We start from the raw sequence: 26,115 nt of genomic DNA, 5'->3' as shown, positions 1-26,115 counted from the left end.
ATCTTAGTGGGTGACCCGGGCCCGCAACTCGGTGATGGGACCCACCGGAGTCGGGTCCAGGCCGTAGCCCAGCGCGAGGTACGTGGTCGCGAAATCGGCCGGCCCGATGAGGGAGGCGAGCCGCTCCAGCGGGTGGTCGCCGTCGGCCGCCAGCTCGGTGACGAGCACGTCGCGGTCCTGCGCCAGCCGTACGACGGCCTCCCTGGCACTGGTCACCCGGGGGTGCTCGTCGAGGTCGCGCAGCAGCACCAGCCGCAGCGTGCGGGTGGCGGTGTCGGCGAAGATGTCGCGCTCGGCCAGCGGCCCGTCGAACACCGCCACCTGGTTGTGGCCGGCCTCGGGCAGCTCGCCGAACACGGCGGGGTATTTGGCGTCCTCGTTGAGCCGGGCGGCGAAACGGGCCGCCGCCGCGGCGGCCAGCGGGGACGAGCCCCAGATCATCGGCACGGTCTCGGCCAGGTCCATCGCGAGGGTCTTGCCGGGGTTGAGGAACGAGTCGCTCGACGGCCGGCAGCGGTGCGCGACCTCCTCCAGCACCCTGGCCACCCGCTCGTAGACCGTCGGCTCGGTCCGCACCAGGCCCAGCGCGGAGGCGGCCACCACCAGCGGGGTGGTCACGAGCCACAGGTCGGCCCGGGGCCGGCCCTCGGTCGGGATCGGCACGTACACCGAGGACGACTGCACCGCCACCGCCTCCAGCGCCGAGCCGGCGGGGCCCACCGCGAGGAGGGTGCAGCCGCGCCGCACCGCCTCGGTCGCCATGGAGATCGTCTCGCCGGTCTCGCCCGACCAGGAGACGGCGATCACCAGGTCGGTCGCCCCCACCCAGCCGGGCAGCTGGTAGGAGCGGACCGTGACCACGGGGATCGGAGCGCCCTGCCCGCACACCGCGGCCAGGAGGTCGCCGGCGAGGGCGGAGCCGCCCATGCCCACGACCACGACGGCCCGGGGCCGCACGTCGGCGACGAGCCGGTCGACGCCCGACTCGACCGCGACGCGGTGACCGGTGCGGACCTGGGCGGCGGAGCCGGCGACCGCGCGGAGCATGCCTCCCGGGTCGCACTCGGTCAGATGATGCTGATCGTCGAGCCTCTCGGGCTCCCAGGTCACGGCTTCCTGGCCTCGTCGACGAGCAGGACGGGGATGTCGTCACGGACGGGGTAGATCAGGCCGCAGCCGGTGCAGGCCAGCTCCGCGCTCTCGCCCTCCACCCGCAGGGCCGCTTTGCAGGCCGGGCACGCCAGGATCTCCAGCAGCCAGTCGTCGATCTTCACGGTCATACCTCTCTCAGCAGGTCGAGAACCTCGTCCCGGACCGCCGCCATCGTGGTCTCGTCGGCCGCTTCGGCGTTGAGCCTGAGCAGCGGCTCGGTGTTGGACGCGCGCAGGTTGAACCACCAGCCGCCGCCGGTCACGGTGAGCCCGTCGAGCTCGTCGAACGCGCCCCTGTCGGCGAACGCCGCACGCACCCGGCGCACGGCCGCCTCGTGATCGGCGACCGTGCTGTTGACCTCGCCCGAGGCGTGGTAACGGGAGTAGGCGGACACCACCCGCGACAACGGGTCGGACTGCTCGCCGAGCGCCGCCAGCACGTGGAGCGCGGCCAGCATGCCGGAGTCGGCGAACCAGAAGTCGCGGAAGTAGTAATGAGCGGAGTGCTCGCCGCCGAAGACGGCGCCGGTGCGGGCCATCTCGGCCTTGATGAAGGAGTGGCCGACGCGGGTGCGGACCGGGTCGCCGCCGTGCTCGCGGACGATCTCCGGCACGCCCAGCGAGGTGATCAGGTTGTGGATGATCGTCGCCCCGGGGTTCTTGGCCAGCTCGCGGACCGCCACCAGGGCGGTGATCGCGGACGGCGAGACCGACTCGCCGCGCTCGTCGATCACCCAGCACCGGTCGGCGTCGCCGTCGAAGGCCAGGCCGAGGTCGGCGCCCTCCGCCACCACGGCCCGCCGCACGTCGACCAGGTTGGCCGGCTCCAGCGGGTTGGCGTCGTGGTTGGGGAACGAGCCGTCGAGCTCGAAGTAGAGAGGGGTGAGGTCGATCGGCAGCCCGTCGAGGACCGCCGGCACGGTGTGGCCGCCCATGCCGTTGCCGGCGTCGACCACGACCTTCAGCCGCCTGATGGCGGACAGGTCGACGAGCGAGCGCAGGTAGTCGGCGTAGGCCGGCAGCAGGTCCTTCTCGATCAGCGAGCCGGTGGGCGTGCCCGTGACGCCGATCAGCTCGGCCGCCCGGTCGCGGATCTCGGTCAGGCCGGTGTCGCCGCCGATCGGCACCGCGCCCGCGCGGCACATCTTCATCCCGTTGTACTGGGCGGGGTTGTGGCTGGCGGTGAACATCACGCCCGGCAGGCCGAGCGTGCCGCTGGCGAAGTAGAGCAGGTCGGTCGAGCCCAGCCCGGCGTGCACCACGTCGGCGCCGCGCGAACGGGCCCCCCGGATGAACGCGTCGGCCAGCACCGGCGACGAATCGCGCATGTCGTGGGCCACCACCGCCGACCGGGCCCCGGTCACCTCGACGAACGCGGCCCCCACCGCCTCGGCCGCCGGCTCGTCGAGCTCGTCGGGCACCAGGCCACGCACGTCGTACGCCTTGAAGATCTTGGCGAGGTCGCCCATCCAGCTCCGCCCTTAGGTCGTGACTCCGGCCAGAGCCGAGCCTACCGGTCGCGGTGCTGCTGGGCCGACCTGAGAACGCGCAGATGCCCGCGCCGGCCGACCTCCACGCCCTGGCCGACGGGCTCCCCCGCGCCGGGCCCGCTCGGCCTCGCGGCCTCCCTGACCGCGTTGGCCAGCGCCTCCAGATCGTCGGTGCTCGGGGCGGCGCCGTCCGTGGGCAGGCGCACGACCTCCCAGCCCCTGGGCGCGGTGAGCCGCTCGGCATGTTCGGCGCACAGGTCATAACAGTGCGGCTCGGCGTACGTCGCCAAGGGGCCGAGAACTGCGGTCGAGTCGGCGTAAACGTACGTGAGCGTGAAGACGGCAGGCTGACTGCAGGCGGTGCGGGAACAGCGGCGGACGGGGCTCACGGAGGGACCGTATCTGGTAAGGGGGCGGGACGCCACTATCTGAGCGCTCTTAAAGAGCGTGTCGCCACAATTCGGACAGCTGTCGCAGGCTATCCACCTACATGCACCGATGCCGGTGTTCTTCGCCGGTCACCCGTAGACTTGCCGTTGTGACTAGCAAGCGCGGTCCCCGACGGCGCGACAGGCACGGGCGCGGCCTGCGCGGCCCGATCGCCCCTTCCTACGTCCCCATGGCCAGGGCGCGCAGCGAGCGCTTCGACGACCTGGTGCTCGACGCGGTCGACCGGCTCCGGCCCAAGTGGGGCAGGCAGCTCTCCGCGGTGGAGTTCGCGGTGGAAGAGGTGCCGCCGCTCAGCGAGCTGGGCGACGGGCCCGGCTTCGGCGCCGGCCCGATCCCGCTCGGCCGCGCCGCCGGCGCCCGCGGCCAGTCCCCCGCCTCCATCGTCCTCTACCGGCGCCCCCTGGAGGCCCGCGCCCGCGACCGCGACACGCTCGGCGCCCTCGTGCACGATACGGTGGTGGAGCAGGTGGCCTCTCTCCTCGGCCTCTCCCCCGACACCGTCGACCCCGGCTACGACGAACGCCGCTGACGCCCGGCGGCCCCCCGCACCGGCGCGTGCCCGGCCAAGGGTCAGGGGGCCGATCAGGGAAGGACCGCGCGGGCGGTGTCCGTGAGCGGCCGGAGCACGGTCCACAGCCGGGCCGGCGCCAGCGGCTGAGCCGTGATGAGGACTCCGGTCCTGAGCCGCTCCTCCACCACCCGACCCCCGTACACCCGCCCCGACACCGGCGTGACCAGCACCGCGTACGCGCCCTCGCCCGCCAGCCGCACGTTCCTGGTCCGCCCCGCCGGGACCGTCACCTCCACCGGCGCCCTCGGCTCGCCGCCCTCCGGCACCACCTGCACCCGCACCTTCCCCGCGCCGTCCGGCGCCGTCAGCACGAGCCGGGACCCCGCCCCGTTCGCCGCCACCGCGCTGCCCAGGTCGAGAGCGGGAGTGCCGGCGGTGAACGCCACGTCCGGCTGCCGGCCCGTACCGGTGATCACGACACCCGCCACCACCGGCACCGTCGAGGTGAGCACCAGGGCCGCCGACTCGCCGCCGATGCCGGTGGTCACGTCCAGCGGCAGCACGCCGCCCGCGGGCACGTCGACGGACTCGCGGCCGCGCATGGCGTACGCGGCCCCCTCGGTCACGGCCTTGATCCGCACCGTGGCGTCGGTCTCGCCGGGCGCGGCGACCAGGAGCTCGCGCCGCCCGCCGCCGCCGGGGATGGCCGGCACCACGACCTCGGTGGCGGGAGCGGCGGCCGGCGGCAGCCAGTCGACCCCGCCGGTCTCCAGTTCGGCACGGGCCGAGACCGCCAGCCTCCCGGTGAACGTGGTCACGCTGACCGCCATCACGTCGGCGGCGGCGGCCAGCGTGCGGAGGTCGATCCGGCGGTGCTCTCCGGGCGCGATCTCCATCCCGAGCCCCTCGTCGCCCGACACCGGCCCTTCTGCGGCGTACACCTCGACGTCGGCGAAGGCCGGCGCCTTGTCGGCGTTGACCAGGTGCAGCGTGACACGGGCACGGGCGGGTCCCGGGCCGACGAGCCAGCTCTCGGCCGCGGGCTCGGCGCACCGCAGCCCGGCGAGCCCGCGCCCGGCGCCGCCGGTCGCCCGCGTGATGTAGCCGGCCTCCAGGCCGCCCGGGCCGTTCACGGTGTACGGTCCCGCGTCGTTCATCGGCTCCCGCGACAGCGTGCCCGGCAGGTAGACGCTGACCTTCTCGCCGCGGGCGGCCGGGCACGTCGCCGTCGCCGCCTCCACCGGCACCTTCCTCGCCTGCGCCTCGACCGGCGGCCGCGGAGCGGGCCTCGTCACGTACGCGACCCCGTACAGGGCCACGAGCGCCGCCACCACCAGCACGCCCAGCCCGAACCGGCTCGCCGCGAACGTCCTCACGACCCACCACCCGCCCCACGCCGCCGGCCACCCGCGGCGACCGTCCGGAACCCCGCCGCGCCCCGCCGGGCCTGACCGCCTTCCTCGGGCCGCTCCGGCAGAGCGCCCGCCAGGACCGGGACGGGCTCGGTCTCCTCCTCGGGCTCCCGCCTGCCCGGGGCGGCCAGCACCACGACGGCCACGACCATGGCGCCCTGGGCCCACAGCCAGGGAGTGTGCAGGAAGTGGGCGGACGACGGCGGGACCGGGGTGACGGGTTCGGCCACCCGCCACAGCCCGCCGGCCTCGGACAGGCTCATCCGCTGCAGCGACGGCTGGGAGTCCAGCGTCTCCGCCAGCGGCGGCGGCACCGGTGGCGCGACCGCGACCATGGCCACGCCGTGCTGGGCCAGCGTCGCCGCGTCGGTGCCGCCGCGCCCGCCGGCGAGACCCTCGGCGGCGGTGCGGACGCGGGCGCGGGCCTCGGACACGACGGGCACCTCCGCCTCGCCGATCAGCGGGGCCCGGCCGCGCAGCACCGTGAACTCCGATCCCCTGATGAGCAGGGTCTGCTCGCCGCCGCGCGAGTGGATGGCGGCCAGCGCGGGCAGCGGGTCGGGCACGTCCGGCCGGAGCGGCCCGCGTACCCCGTGCACCACCCAGTGGCCCGCGGCCAGCAGCGGAGCGCCGAACGCCACGGCCGCGACCAGCCCCGCCGCCATCCGGCGCGGCCCGCCCGCCGCCCACAGCGCGGAAAGACTCCCCGCGACCAGGCCCGCGACCACGAGCAGCGCGGCGGCGGCCACCGCCAGCGGCACGCCGGGCCAGGCGGGCGCGCCGGACACGCCGACCCTGGCGACCACGAGCGCCACCAGCACGCCGAACAGCGCCGCCGCCCACCCGGCCGCCACCGCCCTGCGGCGCCCGCGCACCAGCAGCGCGGCCAGCCCCGCGGCCACCAGCCCGCCGGTCACCCAGAACGGCGGCACGCCCGGCCCGCCGGGGTTCAACGCCAGCAGGAACTCCGGCGCCAGCCGGGCGTCACTCAGCCCCGGACCGTGCAGCCCCGCCTCCAGCAGCAGCCGGCCCGGGTCCAGCACCAGATCCACCAGCCACGGCAGCAGCAGCGCGACAGGCGCCGCCAGCGCGATGCCGGCCGAGGTCACCACCTCCGGGCGCCGCCGGCGCAGCGACCAGGCCGCCGCCGCGCCCAGCGCGGCGGCCAGCACGTAGACGATCGGGACGAACGCGGTCCCCACGGCCAGCAGCAGGCCCAGCCCCCAGGCGGCGCGGCGCGACCGCCGCCGGTCGCCGAACAGCAGATGCGCGCCGAGCACCGCGTAGGCGGGCAGCAGCACGAACACCACCGCCGTCCCCAGCCTCCCGGTCGCGACGGCTCCCGTCGCGACCGGGAGCAGCGCGTACGTGGCCGCGATCCACACCCGCACCGCCACCCCGGCCACAGGGCCGCCACCTCGGGCCTCATCGCCCCCGAGCCCTTCAACCCCGGAACCCTGAATCCCAGAACGATGGGACCCGAGGACGCCGGCCTCTGAACCGTGGGGCCCGGAGTCGGAGGTGATGCCGGGTTCGGCTTCCGCGGGGCCGTTGGCATCGCGCCCGTGCCGTCCGGTTCGGCGGCGTTTCCCTCCACGGGCCCGCATCCCGCCGCCCCAACGGACAGGGGTGTCACCGGTGCCTGAGGTCCTGGCGGAGCCCGGCGTCTCACTGGAGTCCGGAGTACGGGCGGAGTCTGGAGTCTCGGCGGGGCGAGGAGACGGGGCCGCGTCGGAGAAGAGGCTCGCGGCGGAGAAGAGGTTCCCGGCCGTGGAGAGGTCGGAGACCGTGGCCCGCCCGGCGACCGGAGAAGGACCCGACGCCGAGGCACGACCCGAGTCCGGCCCCGGACCCGAGGCGAAGGCGGAACCCGAGGAGGCGGAAGCCGAGGAGGCCATCTGGCCCGAGGCCGGGCCGGGACCCGGTGCCGCGACCTCGGCCCGCGGGGCGACGCGGGAGAAGGCCGGCAGGCGGCGGGTGGCCAGGTAGGCCGAGGCGCCGGCCAGCGGCACCGTACCGAGCAGCAGCACCGACACCACCGCCCACGTCTGCCCGAACGCGAGCGTGGCCAGCCCCGCCACCACAGCCGTGTACGGCGGCGCCCACCCCGAGGAGCCGTCGGTGTAGAACGCCCAGAGGTCCGCCGCGTCCCCGGTCACCGGGACGAGCGCGCCGCCGCCGAGCCGGTCGCCGCCGAGCAGCGACCGCTCGGCCACCAGCGTGACCAGGGTGAGCGCCAGCACCAGCAGCACCCCCGGCCGGCCGAGGAAGCGTTTGACGGCGCCGCGGTCCTCGGGGAGCTCCTCCTGGTCCTGCGCGCCGTCGGGAGCGGCGTGGTGGTGGCGCCCCGCGGACTCGACCGGCCGGTCGCCGTTCAGGAAGCCGCGCCCCATGTCGGCCAGCCGCCGCAACCCCGCGCCCCGGGGGGTGAGCAGCGGCCTGACCCGCGCGAACCCCTTCTTGCGCCCCGCCCGCCTGGCCCGCCGCGCACGCGTCAGCCGCAGCGGGTGGACCAGGATGGACCCGAGCGCGACCAGTTCGTCCAGTGCGTTCGCCGGCTGCTTGCCCACCAGGAACAGCAGCGTACGGACGAGCGAGCCGGCCAGGTTCCTGGCCAGGGCCCACAGCATGGTGCGGAACGGCAGGTTCGCCATGACGACGAAGATCGCGTTGCGCCGGTCGAGGCGGCGCGGGTGGTCGCCGCTGACGGTGATGCGCCGCCGTCTGCGGGCCGCCGCCTCCGCGTGCCAGGCGACGGCGTCCGTGACGACGAGCACCCGGTGACCGGCGTCGCGGACCCGCCAGCACAGGTCGAGGTCGTCGCGGAAGAGCGGGAAGAACGGGTCGAGGCCGCCGGCCGCCTCCCACACGTCGCGGCGGATCAGCATCCCGGCGGTGGACACCGACAGCACCTCGCGGGTGCCGTCGTGCTGTCCCTGGTCGAACTCGTGGGGCTCCAGCCCGGTGTCCCTGCGCCCGGTGAGCCCGACGGTCACGCCGATCTCCAGCAGCCGCCGGCGGTCGAGCCAGTCGCGCAGCTTGGGGCCCAGCACCGTGGCCTTGCGGTCCTGGTCGGCGGCGTGCAGCAGCGCTTCCAGCGCCCGCCGGTCGGGAGCGCAGTCGTCGTGCAGCAGCCAGATCCACTCGTTGTCGCCGGTGGCGGGCGCGGCGCTCAGCGCGTCCGCCACGGCCTCGCCGAAGGAGGCGGACCGGGGCAGCGCGCGGACGTTGCCGGGGCCGAGCGCCTGGGTGAGCAGATCGGCCGAGCCGTCGCGGCTGCCGTTGTCGACGCCGATCACGCGGTCCGGGCGCCGGCTCTGCCCGAGCAGGCCGCGCAGGGTCTCCCCGAGCCAGCGCGCCCCGTCGTGCGAGACGACGACCACGGTGACGTAGGGACGAGTCATCGGGCTCCAAGGGGCGGATGATCAGGCGCGCTCACCCTACCGGTCGAACCGGGTCACCCACGTGAAAAAGGGGTCACACGGGAACCCCGCATGACCCCTTCACCCGCATATCACTAAACGGCCTGGCGCTTGATCCTTCTGCGCTCCCGTTCGGACAGCCCACCCCAGATGCCGAAGCGTTCGTCGTGCTCGAGCGCGTATTCCAAGCACTCGGCACGCACCTCGCACGACCGGCACACCTTCTTGGCTTCTCTGGTGGAGCCGCCCTTTTCCGGGAAGAACGCCTCTGGATCAGTCTGCGCGCACAGAGCGCGCTCCTGCCAGCCCAGTTCTTCAGCGTCAAGCTGATCCTGTGCGATGACCAGATCGGTCACTGCACACCTCCCTGCCGCCCGCCCGCAATGGAGCCCCCCATGGAACGCCTTCCTTAGTACCCACCCACAGGAAGGCGTAACAACATGGTTGTAATTACACGCGTGTGCCGTACGCGACGTCAAGCGGCATGCCGGTATCCGGGGAAAGACCTGGTCTCGCCCCGGTCCAGCGTCGCGTGTGCGGTTCACGCCCGGTTCACGCCGTTCTGCCGCACGGCGTGGGCGGGGGTGTTCAACGCTGCCAGCGGTCGGAACCGTATCAGGGCGGGATAGAGCTCCGCCCTTCAGCCACCTCTTCTTAAGCAGTACTTTGCGGACCCCTTACTTCCGCGGCTCGTTCGGCGTGTAGATGGCCGTCGGGTCGATGGGGTCGTCCCCCCGGTAGCTGTTCGGGTCGAGCCTGACCGTCGAGTCCGGCGCCTGGTGGGTCGGCTGATAGCTCTGCGGCTCGTACGGGTTCTGCTGGGGGGCCTGATGCTGACCGTGCTGCGGCTGGTGCTGCTGCGGGTTGCCGAGCGGGTCGTCGTACGGCCTGGGCCGGCTGGAGTAGTCGGGCACGCGCAGGTCGGGCTGGGTGCCGATGCCCGACTGGTACGTCTCGGCCTGCTGGTAGGCGTCGAGCAGCTGCTGCGAGCGCGGGTCCACGGGCGCGTCGGGCTCCTGGGCGGCCGCCCCGAACTCCCGGCCGGAGTACCCGGTGAACGGCTGGCCGCCCTGGGACTGCTGGTCGAACGCCGGCGCCTGGTCGTAGTACGGCTGCTGCCCGGCCTGCCCGGTCGGGGGGTAGGGGACGCTGGGCGCGGTCTCGCTCGAGGAGTAGGCCTGGCCGAACCCGCCGCCCGCCTGTGCCTGGCTGTCCGGCTGCTGCCCGTACGAGCCGTACACGTTGGGCCGGCTGTCACCGGAGGCATAGGACTGGGGCTGGGCGTAGACGTCGGGCTGGCTGTCGGCCGGAGCGTACGGGTTGGACGCGGCGTGGACGTTCGGCTGACTGTCGGCCGGGGCGTACGAGCCGGGCTGGGCGAAGACGTCAGGCTGGCTGTCGGCCGGAGCGTACGGGTTCGACGCGGCGTGGACGTTCGGCTGGCTGTCGGCGGGGACGTAAGGGGCGGGCTGGTACTCCTGCGGCTTGAACCCGGCGTCCGGTGAGGTGTCACCGGAGTTGTAGGCGGGCTGCTGGGCCTGGGAGGCGTACGGGTCCTGCGCGGGCGACGCGTACTGCGCCTGGGCGGGCTGCTGCGCGTACGGGTCCTGACCCTGGCCAGGCGGCGCGTACTGCTCCTGAGGAGGCGGCGCGTAGGGGTCCTGCGCCGGCGGGGCGTACTGCGCCTGGGCGGGTTCCTGCGCGTACGGGTCCTGACCCTGACCGGGCGGCACGTACTGCTCCTGCGCGGACGGCGCGTACTGCTCCTGTCCCGGCGAAGGCGGCGCGTACGGGTCCTGCGCAGGCGGGGCATACGAGCCCTGTGCAGGCGGGGCGTACGAGCCCTGCGCGGACGGCGCGTACGAGCCCTGCGCGGGCTGGGCGTACGGGTCCTGAGCGGGCGTGTACGGGTCCTGCGCCGGGGCGGGGGCCGCGTACGCGCCCTGGGCGGGGGCGTACTGCTCCTGGGCGGGCGGGGCCGCCGGGTCCTGGGCGGCGGGCGGCGCGTAGGGGTCCTGGGCCGGGGGCTGCTGGGGGAAGCCCTGGTCGAAGGCCTGATGGTCCTGCCCCTGCTCGCGGTCCGCCGGGGCGGCCGGGAGCGCGGCTATGGGCTGCTGGGACGCGGACTGCGGCGGGTAGGCGTCCGGTCCCTGCTGCGCGTACCCGGGGATGCCCTGGGACGGCGGCTGCGGGGCGTACTCCTGCGACGGAGGCTGGGGGGAGTAACCAGGGGCCTGGGACGGGGGCTGCGGCGCGTACCCGGGGGCGGGCTGCCCGAAGCCGGGCTGCGGGCCGTGGCCCGGCTGGGGAGGCTGACCGTACCCCTGCTGCCCGGGCTGCTGGCCGAAGCCCTGCGGGCCGTACCCCTGCTGGGGCGGGAAGCCCTGCGGGTAGCCCTGGGCGGCGGGCCGGCGCTGGGGCAGCACCTGGGGCAGCAGGTAGACCAGGGCGATGGCGGTCAGCGCCAGGGTGGGCGCGACGCCGAGCACGAACTCCACGGTGGAGCGCGCGCCCAGGTCCGCGAACAGGCCGAGCAGCAGCGACAGCGCCCCGAACAGGGTGGCCAGCGCCAGGAAGGCCGCCGACGCGTACGCCACGATCTTCGCCTTGGGCGAGGGCGGGCCGACCTTGGTGAGCAGGAGCACCGCCCCGAGCAGCAGCGCGGTCACGACAGGGCTCGTCAGGCCGCCTGCGTACGCGGCCGCGCGCTCGGTGATCGAGCCGACGCCCGAGCCGATCAGGATCCGCCCGATCGCGAGCAGGATGTCGAGACCGCCGGCCGCCAGCATGATCCAGGCGGCCGGCTCTCTCAGCCGGGTGACGTCAAGTTTGTTCACAACTACCCCCATCAGACCCTTTAGCCCGAAGGGAGTTTGCCATATCGTCACAGAACCCGCTCCGATCACAGGTCGCGCGTTGGTCTCAATACGCGCCCCGACCACCGTCATGCGCGGCACCGGAGCAGGGCGAAAACGGCACGATGGAAGACTGGCCGCATGCACATCGTGTCCCTGGCGGGCGGCATCGGCGGCGCCCGGTTCCTGCGCGGGCTGCGCGCCACCGCCCCCGACGACCAGATCACCGTGATCGGCAACACCGGTGACGACATCACGCTGTTCGGCCTGCGGGTCTGCCCTGACCTCGACACCGTCATGTACACCCTGGGCGGCGGCATCGACGAGGAACAGGGCTGGGGCCGGGCGGGCGAGACCCACACGGTCAAGGAGGAACTGGCCGCGTACGGGGTCGAGCCGCAGTGGTTCGGGCTGGGCGACCGCGACTTCGCCACCCACATCGTCCGCTCCCAGATGCTGGAGGCCGGCTATCCGCTCTCCCAGATCACCCAGGCGCTCTGCGCCCGCTGGCAGCCGGGGGTCCGCCTGCTGCCGATGACCGACGACCGGTGCGAGACGCACGTGATCATCTCCGACGAGCACGGCAGGCGCGCCGTGCACTTCCAGGAATGGTGGGTGCGGTTGCGGGCCTCGGTCCCGGCGGAGTCGTTCGCGCTGGTCGGCGTCGACGCGGCCAAGCCTGCGCCGGGCGTCCTGGAGGCGATCGCCGACGCGGACGTGGTGATCCTGCCGCCGTCCAACCCCGTGGTCAGCATCGGGACGATCCTCCAGGTTCCCGGCATCCGTGAGGCGCTGACGGCGAAGACCGTGGTGGGCGTCTCCCCCATCATCGGCGGCGCCCCGGTGCGCGGCATGGCCGACGCCTGCCTGACCGCGATCGGGGTGGAGACCAGCGCCCAGGCGGTGCTGGAGCTGTACGGCGCCGGCCTGGTCGACGGCTGGCTGGTGGCGCCGGAGGACGCGGGGGTGGCCCTGGAGGGCGTACGGGTGGCGGCCCGTCCCCTGCTCATGACCGACCAGGACGCGGCGGCCGCCATCGCCCGCGCCGCCCTCGATCTCGCACAGGAGCTCTCCCGATGACCGCTGACCCCACCCACTCCGCCGCCGCGCGCCTGGAGGTGTTCGGCGTGCCGGGTCTCGGCGAGGTGCGCCCCGGCGACGATCTGGCCGCCCTGCTGGCCGGCGCGGACGTGCGCGACGGCGACATCGTCGTGGTCACGTCCAAGATCGTGAGCAAGGCCGAGGGCCGCGTCCGCGAGGCCCCGGACCGGGCCAAGGCCATCGAGGACGAGACCGAACGGGTGGTCGCCCGGCGCGGCGACACCGTGATCGCGCAGACCCGCCACGGCTTCGTCATGGCCGCCGCCGGGGTCGACGCGTCCAACACCGCGCCCGGCACGGTCCTGCTGCTCCCCGAGGACCCCGACGCCTCGGCGCGCCGGATCAGGGCCGGGCTGGGCCGCCGCGTCGGTGTGATCGTCTCCGACACCTTCGGCCGGCCGTGGCGTCACGGGCTGACGGACGTGGCCATCGGTGCGGCCGGGGTGGTCCCGCTGGCCGACTTCAGGGGCGGCACCGACACCCACGGCAACCCGCTCAGCGCCACCGTGACGGCCCTGGCCGACGAGATCGCCGCCGCCGCCGAGCTGGTCAAGGGCAAGCTCGACGGGGTCCCGGTGGCGGTCGTGCGCGGACTGTCCCACCTGGTGACCGAGGACGACGGTCCCGGGGTCCGGCCGCTGCTGCGGCCCGCCGACGAGGACCTGTTCCGGTACGGGTCGCGCGACGTGGTGTTCGCCCGCCGGACCATCAGGGAGTTCGCCGACCGGCCGGTCGATCCGCAGGCGGTGCGGCGGGCCGTGGCGGCGGGCATCGCGGCGCCGGCCCCGCACCACACGACGCCGTGGCGGTTCGTGCTGGTGGAGTCCGCCGCGACCCGGGCGCGGCTGCTCGACGCCATGCGCGAGGCGTGGATCGCCGACCTGCGCGGCGACGGGTTCACCGAGGAGTCGATCGCCAAGCGGGTCAGGCGCGGCGACGTGCTGCGCCACGCCCCCTACCTGGTGGTGCCGTGCCTGGTGATGGCGGGCTCGCACACGTACCGCGACGAGCGGCGCAACGCGGCGGAGCGGGAGATGTTCGTGGTGGCGACGGGCGCGGGGGTGCAGAACTTCCTGGTCCAGCTCGCCGTCGAAGGGCTGGGCTCGGCGTGGGTGTCGTCGACCATGTTCTGCCGTCCGGTGGTGCGTGAGGTGCTCGACCTGCCGGAGGCGTGGGACCCGATGGGGTGCGTCGCGGTCGGCCACGCCGCCGCTCCCCCGCGTGACCGGGCGCCGCGTGAGGCCGCGGACTTCATCCTGACCCGGTGATCCGTGACCGTGCCTGCTGTTGACCGGCCGTTCTCATGAAAAGTCACGAACCAGTTCACTGTTAGGAAACTTTCCTTTACATTTGGGCCAACCCCCCAAGGTAAAGGAGCCCTCGATGCGAAGGTTGCTCACGGTCCTGTCGGTGGCGGCGACCGCCGCCGCCACCACGGTCGTCTCCGCCACCCCCGCCCTCGCCCACGGGTACGTCAACGCGCCGCCCAGCCGGCAGGCGCACTGCGCCCAGGGCCGGGTCTCCGGCTGCGGCGACATCGTCTACGAGCCGCAGAGCGTGGAAGGCCCCAAGGGCCAGCGCAACTGCCACGGCGGGATCAGCAGGTTCGCCCAGCTCAGCGACGAGTCCAAGCCCTGGCCCGCGACCTCGGTCGGCAGCACCGTCAACTTCACCTGGACGCTCACAGCCCGCCACGCCACCAGCACCTGGGAGTACTACGTCGGCGCCAACCGCGTCGCCGTGTTCAACGACGGCGGCCGGCAGCCCGCGGCCCAGGTCAACCACACCGTGAACCTCTCCGGCTACAGCGGCAGGCAGAAGGTGCTGGCCATCTGGAACGTCGCCGACACCCCCAACGCCTTCTACGCCTGCATCGACCTCCAGATCGGCGGCGGCGGCACCCCGAGCCCCACCCCGACGCCCACCCCGACCCCCACCCCGACGCCCACGCCCACCCCGACCCCGACGGTCACCCCCACCTCGAACCCGGGCGGCACCTGGAAGGCCGGCACCGCCTACGCGGTCGGCTCCACCGTGACGTACGGCGGCGCCACCTACCGCTGCATCCAGGCCCACACGGCGCTCACCGGCTGGGAGCCGCCGAACGTGCCCGCCCTCTGGCAGCGCCTCTGACCCGAAGGGGGCGTCCCTCCGGGCGCCCCCTTCCTCACGGGGCCGGCTTGCAGGTGGGGCGGCACAGGCGGCGGGCCAGGGCGGCCAGGAACACGTCGATGATCTCCCCCGGCTGCTGGGCCACGTGCAGCGAGCCGTTGGTGGCCTCGGTGATGGCCGTCAGCCCTTCGCGGTCCACGCCGTCGCCGAAGGCGATGACGATGATCTGCACCGGCCGGTCCGGGTCCCATTCGTCGCGCAGTCGCTCCACCAGGGCCGGCATCTTGATGCCGCGGCCGTCGTCCTTCCCCGCCGTGATCACCAGGAGCGAGTTGTTCATCTCCTCGCGGTACTCGGCGCCGACCTTGCGGAAGCCGCGCAGGATCGAGTCGTACAGCGAGCTGTCCCGTTCCGGGTGGGCCCGCATGGTGGCGGTGAGCCGGTTCAGCTCGCCGCGCCGGACCACCTGGCCTGACTCCGGCTCGTTGATCGACCCCAGGCCGACCCGCTCGCGGTAGTCCTGGATGCCGCCGACCCGGTGCGCGAACTCCCACAGCCCCATGCGCGTGGACTCGGGGAAGAGCTGGAGCCCGATCCTGGCCGCCTCCAGCGCGACGCCCGCCTTGGTGGTGGCGCCGCCCTTCAGCTTCTGCGCCATGTGCTTGGAGGTGTCGGTCAGCACGAGGATGTTCGTCGGCGGGGCGAGCCTGCTCCAGGCCCGCAGCGCCTCGTCGATGTCCTCCGGCGACACCGACGGCCGTACCTTCGGCGTCGTGGTCGGGAGCTCCGGCCCGGGCGAGATGGGCCCCCGCGTGCCGTCCCCCGACCGGAACCCGGCCCGGCGCACGATCTCCTGGCCCTCGGCGCCGCCCAGCCAGTCGGCGAAGGACTTGGACGCCTCGGCCACGGCGGGGTCGGTGGCGGTGACCACGTACGGGTAGTCGAGCGCGATCGTGCCCTCCCGCGGGTGCAGCGCGACCACCGGGTCGTCCGACGGGGCGCGGTTGTGGATCCACACCGACTGCTCGGGCACGATCACGACCGGCCGCTCCCAGAAGGTGCGGTCGTCCACCGCGGCCAGCATGCTGCGGTAGTCGGGCGCCGAACCGGCCTGCGCCCAGCGGACGAACGCGGTCAGCGCCTTGTCCGCGTCGGGCCCCGTGCCGACCACGTCGCGGGCGGCGGCGACGGTGGCGATGCCCGCGCCCACCAGCGACGGGTCGGGCACCCGGACGACGTCCGGCTCGTCCTCCGTGGGCGCGAGCCGGCCGCGGACGGTGGCCGGGAACACCATCCGCCAGTTCATCTCCGTCTTGCCGACCGCGAACCGCTCGGCCAGGGACGAGCGGGTGGCGAACACCAGCGGGGAGGTCGCCACCACCGTCTCGCCGCCCGGCAGCGCGCCGGCGCCCTGGTTGCGCGCCAGCCGGATCCAGGCCGACGAGTCGGCCACCCACCCGTCGGGCCGGTCGCGCAGCACGCCCACCCGGTCGCCGATCAGCGTGCGTAACACCGTGGCCGGCGGCTGCTCGGTGACCTGGACGAGCACGCACCGGCCGCCGGCGGTGGTCTTGGTCTCGTTGAACCGCCCGGCCGCCTCCATGACGGCCGGGGCCACGTCCACCGCGGCCGCCACGCTGACCAGAACCGGCTCTCGCGTGGCGCACACCGCCGCGCCGCCGCCGAACACCACGACGACCGCCGCCGCGACCACGGCCACGACGGTCGTGCCCGCCAGCATGCCGCGCCGCAGCGCTCTGGCCCGTCTCTGCTGGGGAGACAGCGCGGCGCGATGTCGGCCCAAACGCACGGTGAACCTCTCTCCGAAGGGGGTTGGCGATTCTCCCAGTGCCTCCCGGTGCGGACGCAAGTCTAACTAGAACTCGTTATATCTAGGCGAGCGGCAGCACCCTGCGCACGCTCTGGCACACGCCGTCACTGGCGGCCGAGGCGGCCAGCCGCTCCTCCGTCGGCGTGCCGTACTCGGTGGTGCGCTGACGGACCGGCCGCCCGGTGACCTCCGCCATGGCCCGCAGCTCGCTGATGGTCTTGTACGAGCCGTTCTCCGAGCCGGCCATCCGGCTGATCGTCTCCTCCATGAGGGTGCCGCCCAGGTCGTTCACGCCGCCTTGGAGCACCTGGCGGCACAGGTCGTCCTGGAGCTTGACCCAGGAGCACTGGATGTTGCGGATCGCGCCGTGCAGCAGGATCCTGGCCAGCGCGTGCACGGCGCGGTTCTCCCGCGCGGTGGGCCCCGGCCTGGCCACGCCCGCCAGGTAGATGGGCGCGCTGGTGTGCACGAACGGCAGCAGCACGAACTCGGAGAAGCCGCCGGTCTCCTCCTGCAGCCGCCTGATCAGCTTGATGTGCCGCACCCAGTGCAGGTGGTTGTCCACGTGCCCGTACATCATGGTGGCCGTGGTCGGCAGGCCCACCCGGTGGGCGGTGGTGACGACCTCGATCCACTCGGCGGCGGGCAGCTTGCCCTTGGTGAGCACCCAGCGCACGTCGTCGTCGAGGATCTCGGCGGCCGTCCCCGGCAGCGAGTCGACCCCGGCCTCGCGCGCCCCGCGCAGCCACTCCTCGATGGACAGGTTCGCCCGGCTGGCGCCGTTGATGACCTCCATCGGCGAGAACGCGTGCACGTGCATGCCGGGCGTGCGCGCCTTGACCGCCCTGGCGATGTCGAAGTACGCGGTCCCGGGCAGGTCCGGGTGGATGCCGCCCTGCATGCACACCTCGGTGGCGCCCGCCTGCCACGCCTCCTCCGCCCGGTCGGCCACCTGCTCCAGGCTGAGCGTGTACGCGTCCGCGTCCGTCCGGCGCTGGGCGAAGGCGCAGAACCGGCAGCCGGTGTAGCAGACATTGGTGAAGTTGATGTTCCTGTTGACCACGTACGTCACGTCGTCGCCGGCCGCCTCCCGGCGCAGGTCGTCGGCGATCCCGGCCAGCTCCTCCAGCGCCCGGCCGTCGGCGGACAGCAGCGCCACCGCCTCGTCGTCGGTGAGCCCCGCGGGGTCGCTCGCGGCCCTGCTCAGCGCCTTCCTGATCTCGGCGGGCGTCCCGGCGCCGCCGGTCGCGGCGGGGAGGCGGTCGCGCAGGGCCTCCCAGTCGCCGTACACGTGGTCGAAGTCGTCCCTCCGGTCGTGGGTGCGGCCCGTGGTGTCGACCTCGACGTGCAGGTCCACCCGCCCGCCCGGGGCGAAGCCGCCGTCGGGCTCCTGCCAGGGCAGCCCTTCGGGCAGCGCGCCCTCCCTGGCCAGCCCGGTCTCCGGCTCCGCCAGCGCGGCGACGTGCGCCGCCAGCCGCGGGTCCAGCCACGGCTCGCCCGCCTGGACGTACTCGGGGTAGATCGTCAGCCTTTCCCTGAGCCGGAACCCCGACTCGGCGGTACGGGCCGCCAGCTCGTCGATCTGCGGCCACGGCCGCTCCGGGTTCACGTGGTCCGGGGTCAGCGGCGACACGCCGCCCCAGTCGTCGATCCCGGCCCTGATCATGAGCGCGTACTCGGCGTCGACGAGGTTCGGCGGGGCCTGCACGCGCGCCTTCGGCCCGAGCACGAGCCGGGTCACGGCGATGGTGGCGGCCAGCTCCTCCAGGTCGGCGTCCGGCAGGCCGCGCATCGCCGTGTCCGGCTTGGCGCGGAAGTTCTGCACGATCACTTCCTGGATGCCGCCGTACTCGCGGGCCACCCGCCGGATCGCGAAGATCGACTCGGCCCGGTCCTCGACCGTCTCCCCGATGCCGATGAGGATGCCGGTGGTGAACGGCACGTTGCTGCGCCCCGCGTCCTCCAGCACCCGCAGCCGCACCGCCGGATCCTTGTCCGGCGATCCGTAGTGGGGCTGCCCCTTCTCCTCGAACAGGCGGCGCGAGGTGGTCTCCAGCATCATGCCCATGGACGGCGCCACCGGCTTGAGCCGCTGCAGGTCACGCCAGCTCAGCACGCCCGGGTTGAGGTGCGGCAGCAGCCCGGTCTCCTCCAGCACCCTGATCGCCATCGCGCGCACGTACGACAGCGTGTCGTCGTAGCCGTGCGCGTCCAGCCACTCTCGGGCCTGGTGCCAGCGGTCCTCCGGCCGGTCGCCCAGCGTGAACAGCGCCTCCTTGCAGCCCAGCGCGGCGCCCTGCCTGGCGATCTCCAGCACCTCGTCAGGGGACAGGAACGGCGACGGCAGCTTGTGCGGGGCGGTGGCGAACGTGCAGTAGCCGCAGCGGTCCCGGCACAATCTGGTCAGCGGGATGAACACCTTCCGGCTGTAGGTGATGATCCCGGCGCGGCCGACGGCCTCCAGCCCGGCGTCCCGCACCCGGGAGGCATGCCCGAGCAGGGTGTCGAGGTGCTCGCCGCGCGCGTGCAGCAGCACGGTCGCCTCGGTACGGTCGAGCGCCTTGCCGTCACGGGCTCGGGCGAGGGCGCGGCGCATGGCCGAATCACTGACAACGGTCATAGCGGCACACTACGTCGGCCTGGGTTCCCGCATCGCACTCAGGGGCGGCTAAAAGGCGCGGTAGTCCCTGGGCGCCATCCGGGGGCCGCGGGCGGGCGGCCGCCGGCCGGTGAGCGTGATGAACAGGCCGGCCCGGTGGCGATGGCCCCGGTACGGCTCCAGCAGGCGCAGCATGCCCGGATCGTCGGTCTTCTCGCCGGTCAGCGCGTACCCCACGATCTTGGCCAGGTGGTAGTCGCCGACGCTGATCGCGTCGGGGTCGCCGAAGACCCGCTGGCGCACCTCCGCCGACGTCCACACCCCGACGCCCGGCAGCGCCCGCAGCAGCCGGTCGAGCTCCTCGCTGGTGGCGGCCGCCTCCAGCTTGGCGGCGTGCCAGGCGGCGGTGGCGATCGTCCTGGCGCGCACCGTCTCCGCGCCCGAGCGGTGCCAGTGCCAGACCGGGATCTCCCGCCACGCCGACGGCTCAGGCACCACCCGCATGCCCTCGGGGGCCGGCCCGGGAGCGGGCTCCCCGTAGCGGTGCAGCAGCCAGCGCCACGCCCGCCAGGCCTCCTGGCCGACGACCTTCTGCTCCAGCACCGCCGGCACCAGGGCCTCCATCACCCGGCCCGTCCTGCCGATCCGCAGCCCGGCGTGCCGGCGCACCGCCTCGCGCAGGATCTCGTGCCTGATCTCGAACCCGGAGAAGTCGTCCTCGGCGCCGAGCAGCGCAGGCAGGCCGTCGAGCATCCACCCGGCTCCCGGCCCCCAGGCCTGGCCGCGCACCCGCCCGCCCGTCACCGACACCCGCAGCGTCGCGGGCCCGGAGGGGGTGCGGCAGGTGCGCCAGATCGCGCCGTCGGGCGTCCGCCGCCAGGCCGGGTCGCCGCCGCCCCGGCGGTGCGGCGCCAGCGCCAGCGCCACGTCCAGCGGGCCCTCCGGGACCCAGGTGCGCTCCTCCACCCTTCCAGTCTGCCGCCACCCGGCCACCCGGCGGGACGGCGGGCGGATCCGTGGAGTCAGGCGTCGCTGGAGTAGCGGATGGAACGCTCCGGCAGCTCCACGCCCGGCCAGACGCGCACCCCGGCCCGCAGCTCGTTGCCCGGCCCCACGACCGCGCCGTCGCCGATCACCGCGTCGCTCACCACCGCGCCCGTCCGCACCCGCGCGCCCCGGCCCAGGACCGAGTCGGTGACGACCGCGCCGCCCTCGACCACCGCGCCCTCGCACAGCACGGACCCGGCCACCGTGGCGCCCGCCTCGACCGTCGCGCCCGCGCACACGGACGTGCCGTCGCGCACCTTGGCCTCCGGCGAGACCGACGAGCCGGGCAGCGCCAGGAACTCGCCGGTGGGGCCCGGCATCGCCGGCGACTCCAGCCGGCCGAGCACCAGGTCGCGCGAGCCCTGCACGAAGGCCGCCGGGGTGCCGACGTCCAGCCAGTAGGTGCGGGTCGCGTACCCCAGCACCGGCTGTCCCGACTCGATCAGCCCGGGGAACGTCTCGCGCTCCACCGACACGACCTCGTCACGCGGGATCTCGTCGATGACCGACCGGGTGAACACATAGCAGCCGGCGTTGATCCGGTTGGTCACCGGGTTGGGCGTCTTCTCCAGGAACGCGGTCACCCGCCCGTCGTCGTCGGTGGGCACGCAGCCGAACCTGGCCGGATCCTCCACCTCGGTCAAATGGAGCGTTACAGCGGCCTGGCGCGCCAGGTGGAGGCGCACCTGCTCGCCGATGTCGTGACCCGACAGGATGTCGCCGTTGAGCACCAGGACCGGATCGGACGGCCCGGAGCCGAGCGCCTCGGCGGCGTTGCGGATGGCGCCGCCGGTGCCGAGCGGCGTCTCCTCCGTCATGTACTCCAGCGAGAGCCCCAGCTCCGCCCCGTCGCCGAACACCGGCTCGAACATCGCCGCCTTGTACGAGGTCGCGAAGACGATCCGGCGCACCCCGGCCGCGCGGGCCCGCGCGAGCTGGTGGGCCAGGAACGGCACACCGGCCGTCGGCAACAGCGGTTTCGGCGTGCCCAGCGTCAGCGGGTGCAGGCGCGTGCCACGCCCTCCGACAAGGAGGATCGCCTCGAGGTCCGGCAAAGAGCTCTCCATAGTTGTGCGAGGGTAGCGAACTATTCGGTCGCCCGCTGGTAGGAGCTCAGGTGGGCCTCCGCCGACGCCTCCCAGGTGAACTCGCGCGCTCTGGCCAGTCCCGCCTCGCTGAGCTGCCGCCTCCTGCCGGGCGAGGCCAGCAGTTCGGCCAGCCCCCGGGCGATGCCGTCGGCGTCGGGCTCGGTGTAGGCGACCGCGTCACCGCCGACCTCGGGCAGCGACGTGCGGTGGGTGGTGAGCACCGGCGCGCCGCAGGCCATGGCCTCCAGCACCGGCAGCCCGAACCCCTCGCCCCGCGACGGGAACGCCACCACGAGCGCGCCGCCGAGGAACCCGGCCAGGTCGGGCGCCGCCATGAAGCCCGGCCGCACCACCTTGACCGTGGCCTCCACCTCGCGGCAGGCCGCGTCGACGTCGTTCTCGTGCACGCCGCCGCCGAGCACCAGCGCCGGCGGCTTGTCCAGGTCCTTGACCGCCCTGGCGAAGCCGCGGATCAGGTTGGGCACGTTCTTGCGCGGCTCCAGCGCGCCCAGGAAGGCCACGTACTGCTGCCCGTGCAGCCCGCACCGGCTGGCCGCCCGCCGGATCTCCGCCTCCGAGGGCGGGTGGAACTGGCTCTGGTCGACGCCGTGGTAGGCGACGTCGATGCGGGTCGGGTCGGCGTCGAGCACCCGCACCAGTTCGTCCCTGGTCGCCTTGGAGGGCACGATCACCCGGTTCGCGTGGCGCACGGCGGTGCGGGTCGCGGAGCGGAAGAACGAGGCCTTGGCCGGGCTGTGCTGCTCGGGCTCGGTGAACCAGGTGACGTCGTGCACGGTCACCACCGTCCGCAGGCCCGAGCGGAGCGGGATGGAGTAGTAGGGGGCGTGGATCACGTCGGCGCCGGTCTGACGGGCGAGCAGCGGCAGGCCGGTCTGCTCCCAGGCGAGCCGGGCGGCCCGGTTCGTGATCGAGACGGGGCCGGGGAGGACCTGCGCCGAGGGCGCGAGGCGTCTGTAGCGGCCGGCGTCGGCCCGCTGGCAGACCACGGCCAGGTCGGCGCCCCCCCGGTCGAGCGCCGCGACCAATCCGTCGACGTATCTGATCAGAGCTCCGCGGTCGGCGGGAACCGCCGCCGCGTCGATGAGCACTCGAGGCATACGGTGATCTTCTCCCCTCAAGATCAACGCGGGGCTCGGCAGCCCCCCTCTTCTTCCACCTTATGACCAGCGTCCCCTAAAACGTGTGCCAAATCACACGGAGATACGCCTTGCGGACAATCCAGCTACTCCAGCGCAGAGCAGGTCGCCCAGCACGATCACCACCCGGGACGTGAGCGCGACCGCGATGGCCGGTCCGGCGTCCATCACCGGCGCCAGCGCCGCCACCATGGCCACCTCCCTGACCCCCGCCCCGGCGGGCACCACGAACGTCATGATGCCCAGGCACCACGACAGCGCGAACGCCCCCACGGCGAAGAGCAGCCCGCCCTGCGGGGCGACGAAATAGAGGTGCACCCCGTAACAGGCCCAGCCCGCCAGCGCCCAGCCGAGCGCCGCGAGCATCCCCTTGCGGGTGAGCGGCCGCTCCAGCGGCTCCCGCTTCAGCCTGCGCAGCCCGAAGCCGATCACCGCGTTGACCACCTTCGGCTCCAGCAGCACGAGCAGCACAGGAACCAGGAGCAGCAGCCACCCGAACCGGTCCCACCCCAGCGTGCCGAACGCCACCAGCAGCCCGCTGGCGAGCTGGACCGGCATCATCAGGAAGAACGCCGCCGCGCTCCGCGCCCGCGGCACCCCCAGCTCGCGGCCCATCTCCATCTGCGCCAGCATCGGCCACACGGCCCCCGGGATGTACTTGCCGAGCTGGCCCACGAAGAACACCTTGGCGGCGCTCCGTACGGGCAGCCGCGACCCGAGGTCGGCCAGCAGCGTCCGCCACGTCAGCATCGCGCCCAGCAGCGCGCCCACCACGGCGGCCAGCGAGGCGGCCACCATCGCCGGGGTCAGCTCGCGGAACCCGGCGGCGACCTCGTCCCACCGCGACGCCACGGCCCACGCCCCGAACCCCAGCGCCACCACCAGGAACCCGCCCCGGACCGCCTTACGCCACCAGCCCCTACCGGTGGAGGCGGGAGCGGGCGAGTCCATCGTTCCCTCGTCGTCGCGGGGGATCGGGGAGGCGCCGGAGCGGGGACGGTCCGTCACAGCGGCCGGACCCGTTCGGGTGGCTGGGGCAGGGCCGCGCCGACCGGCCGGCGCGGCGTCTTGGTCGCGACCCAGAGGTACGTGGGCACGAGCGGAAGCAGCAGCCGCAGCGCCGCGCGCGGGGTGCGGGCCAGCAGCGCCCGGGCCGCGCGGCCCGGGACGCCGGGGAACAGCTCGCCGCCCGCGAACCGCTCGGGCGTCGCGAGGACCGGGAACGTGTAGTCCCACACGTGGAAGGCGCGCAGCATCCTGCGCAGCCCGCGCCGCGTGCGGAAGCGCTCGTAGTAGTGGTCGGCCCGCCCGGACGCGCGCACGTACCGGTCGGCGAGCGAGGGCGGCAGGTAGGACAGGAACGGCAGCTTGTAGTGCGGCTCCATGACGCCCAGCCGGTTGCCCAGCCCGAGGTAGAGCACGCCGTCGTCGGCGAGCACCCGGTGCATCTCGGCCACCACGGCGTCGGGGTCGACCACGTGCTCGTAGATGTGGTTGAACACCAGCACGTCGATCGACCCGTCGGGGAACGGCAGCGCCGTGCCGTCGCCGCAGACGAACGCCACCCGCTCGCCGAACCGGTCGGCCGCCTTGCGCAGCCCCGGCACGTCGATGTCGATGCCGAGGGTGTGCTTGGCCCCGGCTGCGGCCAGTTCGTCGGCGATGAACCCGGCCGAGCAGCCGACGTCGCCGACGGTCAGCCCGCCGAGCGGCCCGTGGAAGTGCTCCAGCACCGCGATGATCTTCGCGGCCTTGCGCCGGCGCTTCTCCTCGTCGAGCATCGCCGCCTGGAACTCGGAGTAGGCCAGCTGCGCGACCCGTTGCTTCCCCACGTCGCCCAACAGTACCCGCGCCCGCCCCGGCCGGCGGCCGATCCCGGTCACGCCCGGCCGTACCGATCTCACGCGCTGTGTGCCTGTTCGTCATTCGGTGACTGGCTTTCACCTGCGCGAACACCGTAGCCTTGCGGGATGCTCCGTCGCCTGTTGCGCATCGTCCTGGCGCTGGTCGCGCTCGGGTTCCTGGGCTACGGCCTGGCCGTCAACTGGGACGACACGGCGGCGGCCGTCGCCGAGATCTCACCGTGGGCGGTCGCCGGCGCGTTCGCCGCCGTGCTGCTCGGCCAGTTCTTCATGCTGCTCGCCTGGCGGCAGGTGCTGGCCGGGCTGGGCTCGCCGATGCCGGTGCGGACCGCCGGGCGGATCATGTTCGTGGGCCAGCTCGGCAAGTACATCCCCGGGGCGATCTGGGCGTACGCCGCGATGATGGACCTGGGCCGCGACCACGGCAGCCCGCCGCGCCGCACGTTCGCGTGCATCTCGCTGGCGCTGGTGATCAACCTGGGCGTGGGCATCGCCATCGCCGCCGCCACGCTGGCCACCCAGGAGGTGGTGCGGCAGGCGTGGTACCTGCTGCTCCTGCTGCCGGTGATCGCCGTCTGCATGCACCCGAAGGTGCTCACCTGGGGACTCAACCTCGCCCTGCGGCTGGCCCGCCGCGACACGCTCGACACCGTGCTGCCCGGCCGCACGGTGCTGGTCACGGTCGCGTGGACGGTGGTCGGCTGGCTCGTGTACGGGCTCCACATCTGGATGCTGGCGGGCCGCTGGGACCTGTACGTGATCGCGACCGGGGCCTACGCGTTCGCCTGGTCGACCGGGCTGCTGGCGTTCCTGGTGCCGGCCGGGGTGGGCGTCCGGGAGGGCGCGCTGGTGCTGGTGCTCCACCCCATCCTCGGCACCGGCCCGGCGCTCGCGATCGCGGTGGTGTCGCGGCTGGCGTTCACCTTCGCCGACGTGACGGCCGCAGGGCTGGCGCTCCTGCTGGGCCGTCAGCCGAGCAGGGCCGCGGTGTACGCGACCCAGAAGGGGTCGGGGTCGACGGCCTTGACCCCCGACCGCAACCTCTCCGGCTCGCCCGAGACGTAGAACCGCTCGATCGCGTCCCTGAGCGCGTCGGCGCTGCCCGGCTCCACGAGCAGCCCGTCGACGCCGTCGGTGACGTGGTCGGCGAGCGCCCCCACCCGGGTCGCGATCACCGGGACGCCGTGCTCGTGCGCGAGCCACACGTTCTGGCTGGCCGTGGCGCTGCGGTAGGGCAGCACGAGCGCGTCGGCCCCGGCGAACAGCCCCGGCACGTCCTCGGCGGCGACGTAACCGGGCCGCAGGTCGACCCGGTCGCCGAGGCCCAGCTCGCGGACCAGCGCCCGGGTCTCGTCGAGCCCGCCCCAGAACTCCCCGGCCACGGTCAGCGACACCTCCGGCGGCAGCGCCCGCAGCAGCAGGTCGAGCCCCTTGTACGGGCGCACGATGCCGAAGAACAGCAGCCGCCGGTGCACCCGGTCGGAGCGCGCGGCGTGGGTGGAGGGCAGGTGCGGCGGCAGCGCGGCCACCCGGACCGGCCTGGAGGTCAGCTCGCGGGCCAGCCCGGCCTGCTGCTCGGAGTGGGTGAGCACCACCCCGGTCCGCCTGAGCAGCGCCTTCATCAGCGGCCGGTCGTACGGCTTGCGCTCGTGCGGCAGCACGTTGTGGCAGAGCGCGACCGTACGGGCCCGGCCCCGCAGCCCGGCCAGGACGCCGAGGTAGGGCGGCACCTGCACCGGGCTGAGCACGGCAAGTACCACCAGGTCGGCGGCGCGCAGCCGCCGCCCGGCCGCCACCCACCCGTCGGGCCGGCGCCAGTCGAGCTCGCGCAGCACCTTCGGGTACGGGACGCCTTCCGGCGCGTCGATCGTCTGCTGCCCCGGGTAGAGGAACGACGGGTACTGCGCCCGCCAGGACTCGATGACCACGTCGTGACCGAGCGCCGCCAGCCGGTGGGCCAGCTCGGTGGTGTGCTGGGCCCCGCCGCCCTTGTAGGGGTAGGTGGGGCCGACGATCGCGATGCGCAC

21 protein-coding genes are annotated in these 26,115 nt (G+C 74.0%); 5 read left to right on the top strand and 16 right to left on the bottom strand.

Annotated features, from left to right (window positions below; all coding sequences use genetic code 11):
• Positions 1–3: 3 nt before the first annotated feature.
• Genes ACQEUU_RS09050 through ACQEUU_RS09035 form a run of 4 tightly spaced genes read right to left on the bottom strand, consistent with a single transcriptional unit; the run spans position 4 to position 3,030 of the window.
• On the bottom strand, positions 4–1,110 hold the full coding sequence (locus ACQEUU_RS09050) for an SIS domain-containing protein (protein WP_433062837.1): 1,107 nt from the start codon (positions 1,108–1,110) through the stop codon (positions 4–6).
• The gene (locus tag ACQEUU_RS09045; protein ID WP_270153583.1) at positions 1,107–1,280 is read right to left on the bottom strand and encodes a Trm112 family protein; all 174 of its coding nucleotides are present in this window, start codon (positions 1,278–1,280) and stop codon (positions 1,107–1,109) included. Before ACQEUU_RS09045 ends, ACQEUU_RS09050 begins: the two co-directional genes overlap by 4 nt.
• A complete protein-coding gene (locus ACQEUU_RS09040; RefSeq protein WP_433062833.1) occupies positions 1,277–2,620 on the bottom strand; it encodes a phosphomannomutase/phosphoglucomutase in 1,344 nt (447 codons plus the stop codon). The genes ACQEUU_RS09045 and ACQEUU_RS09040 overlap by 4 nt, the downstream gene beginning before the upstream one ends.
• A gap of 41 nt (positions 2,621–2,661) precedes the next feature.
• Positions 2,662–3,030, bottom strand: coding sequence for a DUF3499 domain-containing protein (locus ACQEUU_RS09035; protein WP_270153581.1), 369 nt, complete (start codon positions 3,028–3,030; stop codon positions 2,662–2,664).
• A 149-nt stretch (positions 3,031–3,179) separates the two neighbouring features.
• On the opposite strand from ACQEUU_RS09035, the gene ACQEUU_RS09030 reads away from it, so the two are divergent.
• The gene (locus ACQEUU_RS09030) at positions 3,180–3,620 is read left to right on the top strand and encodes a metallopeptidase family protein (RefSeq protein ID WP_433062831.1); all 441 of its coding nucleotides are present in this window, start codon (positions 3,180–3,182) and stop codon (positions 3,618–3,620) included.
• Between the two features lie 53 nt (positions 3,621–3,673).
• Here the strand turns inward: ACQEUU_RS09030 and ACQEUU_RS09025 are convergent, their stop codons facing one another.
• From ACQEUU_RS09025 to ACQEUU_RS09010, 4 genes are all read right to left on the bottom strand, one after another.
• Positions 3,674–4,978: a DUF5719 family protein gene (locus ACQEUU_RS09025; RefSeq protein WP_433062828.1), complete on the bottom strand. Its 1,305-nt coding sequence runs from the start codon at positions 4,976–4,978 to the stop codon at positions 3,674–3,676.
• Positions 4,975–8,418 carry a glycosyltransferase gene (locus tag ACQEUU_RS09020; protein WP_433062826.1) on the bottom strand — a complete coding sequence of 1,148 codons (3,444 nt, stop codon included), beginning with the start codon at positions 8,416–8,418 and terminating at the stop codon, positions 4,975–4,977. Before ACQEUU_RS09020 ends, ACQEUU_RS09025 begins: the two co-directional genes overlap by 4 nt.
• A gap of 113 nt (positions 8,419–8,531) precedes the next feature.
• The gene (locus ACQEUU_RS09015; RefSeq protein WP_049564653.1) at positions 8,532–8,792 is read right to left on the bottom strand and encodes a WhiB family transcriptional regulator; all 261 of its coding nucleotides are present in this window, start codon (positions 8,790–8,792) and stop codon (positions 8,532–8,534) included.
• 321 nt (positions 8,793–9,113) lie between these two features.
• Entirely contained in the window at positions 9,114–11,273 is a 2,160-nt protein-coding gene (locus tag ACQEUU_RS09010) for a hypothetical protein (protein WP_433062821.1), read from the bottom strand.
• A gap of 159 nt (positions 11,274–11,432) precedes the next feature.
• Between ACQEUU_RS09010 and cofD the strand changes: the two genes are divergently transcribed.
• From cofD to ACQEUU_RS08995, 3 genes are all read left to right on the top strand, one after another.
• Positions 11,433–12,371, top strand: coding sequence for a 2-phospho-L-lactate transferase (gene cofD, locus ACQEUU_RS09005; RefSeq protein WP_433062818.1), 939 nt, complete (start codon positions 11,433–11,435; stop codon positions 12,369–12,371).
• Positions 12,368–13,660 (top strand): coenzyme F420-0:L-glutamate ligase, encoded by a 1,293-nt coding sequence (locus tag ACQEUU_RS09000; RefSeq protein ID WP_433062815.1) that lies wholly within the window; start codon positions 12,368–12,370, stop codon positions 13,658–13,660. The genes cofD and ACQEUU_RS09000 overlap by 4 nt, the downstream gene beginning before the upstream one ends.
• Positions 13,661–13,775: 115 nt before the next feature.
• On the top strand, positions 13,776–14,525 hold the full coding sequence (locus tag ACQEUU_RS08995; RefSeq protein WP_433062812.1) for a lytic polysaccharide monooxygenase: 750 nt from the start codon (positions 13,776–13,778) through the stop codon (positions 14,523–14,525).
• Positions 14,526–14,559: 34 nt separating this feature from the next.
• Here ACQEUU_RS08995 and ACQEUU_RS08990 read toward each other — a convergent pair whose 3' ends face one another.
• The 7 genes from ACQEUU_RS08990 to ACQEUU_RS08960 all read right to left on the bottom strand — a co-directional run bounded on the left by ACQEUU_RS08990 (position 14,560) and on the right by ACQEUU_RS08960 (position 24,058).
• Positions 14,560–16,314 carry a substrate-binding and VWA domain-containing protein gene (locus ACQEUU_RS08990; RefSeq protein ID WP_433062810.1) on the bottom strand — a complete coding sequence of 585 codons (1,755 nt, stop codon included), beginning with the start codon at positions 16,312–16,314 and terminating at the stop codon, positions 14,560–14,562.
• Positions 16,315–16,396: 82 nt separating this feature from the next.
• Complete coding sequence (locus ACQEUU_RS08985; protein WP_433062807.1) at positions 16,397–18,955, bottom strand: bifunctional FO biosynthesis protein CofGH; 2,559 nt, start codon at positions 18,953–18,955, stop codon at positions 16,397–16,399.
• Between the two features lie 48 nt (positions 18,956–19,003).
• On the bottom strand, positions 19,004–19,900 hold the full coding sequence (locus tag ACQEUU_RS08980; protein ID WP_433062804.1) for a DNA-3-methyladenine glycosylase family protein: 897 nt from the start codon (positions 19,898–19,900) through the stop codon (positions 19,004–19,006).
• A 56-nt stretch (positions 19,901–19,956) separates the two neighbouring features.
• Positions 19,957–21,036: a sugar phosphate nucleotidyltransferase gene (locus ACQEUU_RS08975; protein WP_433062801.1), complete on the bottom strand. Its 1,080-nt coding sequence runs from the start codon at positions 21,034–21,036 to the stop codon at positions 19,957–19,959.
• A gap of 32 nt (positions 21,037–21,068) precedes the next feature.
• Positions 21,069–22,187, bottom strand: coding sequence for a glycosyltransferase family 4 protein (locus ACQEUU_RS08970; protein WP_433062799.1), 1,119 nt, complete (start codon positions 22,185–22,187; stop codon positions 21,069–21,071).
• Positions 22,188–22,280: 93 nt separating this feature from the next.
• Positions 22,281–23,234, bottom strand: a complete 954-nt coding sequence (locus ACQEUU_RS08965) for a lysylphosphatidylglycerol synthase transmembrane domain-containing protein (protein ID WP_433062796.1) — start codon at positions 23,232–23,234, stop codon at positions 22,281–22,283.
• Positions 23,231–24,058 (bottom strand): methyltransferase domain-containing protein, encoded by an 828-nt coding sequence (locus ACQEUU_RS08960; protein WP_433062793.1) that lies wholly within the window; start codon positions 24,056–24,058, stop codon positions 23,231–23,233. The genes ACQEUU_RS08965 and ACQEUU_RS08960 overlap by 4 nt, the downstream gene beginning before the upstream one ends.
• 138 nt (positions 24,059–24,196) lie before the next feature.
• Here ACQEUU_RS08960 and ACQEUU_RS08955 point away from each other — a divergent pair, with 138 nt between their 5' ends.
• Positions 24,197–25,153 carry a lysylphosphatidylglycerol synthase domain-containing protein gene (locus ACQEUU_RS08955; protein WP_433062791.1) on the top strand — a complete coding sequence of 319 codons (957 nt, stop codon included), beginning with the start codon at positions 24,197–24,199 and terminating at the stop codon, positions 25,151–25,153.
• Here ACQEUU_RS08955 and ACQEUU_RS08950 read toward each other — a convergent pair.
• The gene (locus ACQEUU_RS08950) at positions 25,057–26,115 is read right to left on the bottom strand and encodes a glycosyltransferase family 4 protein (RefSeq protein ID WP_433062788.1); all 1,059 of its coding nucleotides are present in this window, start codon (positions 26,113–26,115) and stop codon (positions 25,057–25,059) included. The two genes, ACQEUU_RS08955 and ACQEUU_RS08950, sit on opposite strands and share 97 nt — an antisense overlap.

This window comes from Nonomuraea sp. CA-218870, from assembly GCF_050936535.1.
Taxonomy (GTDB): Bacteria; Actinomycetota; Actinomycetes; order Streptosporangiales; family Streptosporangiaceae; genus Nonomuraea; species Nonomuraea corallina.
Note: the sequence above shows the minus strand (reverse complement) of the source record. Positions and strands in the feature narration are given on the sequence as shown.

What these genes read in the sequence shown, in the direction of transcription:
- ACQEUU_RS08970 (WP_433062799.1), bottom strand. Translation starts at nt 22,187, where the DNA reads ATGCCTCGAGTGCTCATCGACGCGGCGGCGGTTCCCGCCGACCGCGGA.
- ACQEUU_RS09020 (WP_433062826.1), bottom strand. Translation starts at nt 8,418, where the DNA reads ATGACTCGTCCCTACGTCACCGTGGTCGTCGTCTCGCACGACGGGGCG.
- ACQEUU_RS08955 (WP_433062791.1), top strand. Translation starts at nt 24,197, where the DNA reads ATGCTCCGTCGCCTGTTGCGCATCGTCCTGGCGCTGGTCGCGCTCGGG.
- cofD (WP_433062818.1), top strand. Translation starts at nt 11,433, where the DNA reads ATGCACATCGTGTCCCTGGCGGGCGGCATCGGCGGCGCCCGGTTCCTG.
- ACQEUU_RS09040 (WP_433062833.1), bottom strand. Translation starts at nt 2,620, where the DNA reads ATGGGCGACCTCGCCAAGATCTTCAAGGCGTACGACGTGCGTGGCCTG.
- ACQEUU_RS08995 (WP_433062812.1), top strand. Translation starts at nt 13,776, where the DNA reads ATGCGAAGGTTGCTCACGGTCCTGTCGGTGGCGGCGACCGCCGCCGCC.
- ACQEUU_RS08985 (WP_433062807.1), bottom strand. Translation starts at nt 18,955, where the DNA reads ATGACCGTTGTCAGTGATTCGGCCATGCGCCGCGCCCTCGCCCGAGCC.
- ACQEUU_RS09000 (WP_433062815.1), top strand. Translation starts at nt 12,368, where the DNA reads ATGACCGCTGACCCCACCCACTCCGCCGCCGCGCGCCTGGAGGTGTTC.
- ACQEUU_RS09045 (WP_270153583.1), bottom strand. Translation starts at nt 1,280, where the DNA reads ATGACCGTGAAGATCGACGACTGGCTGCTGGAGATCCTGGCGTGCCCG.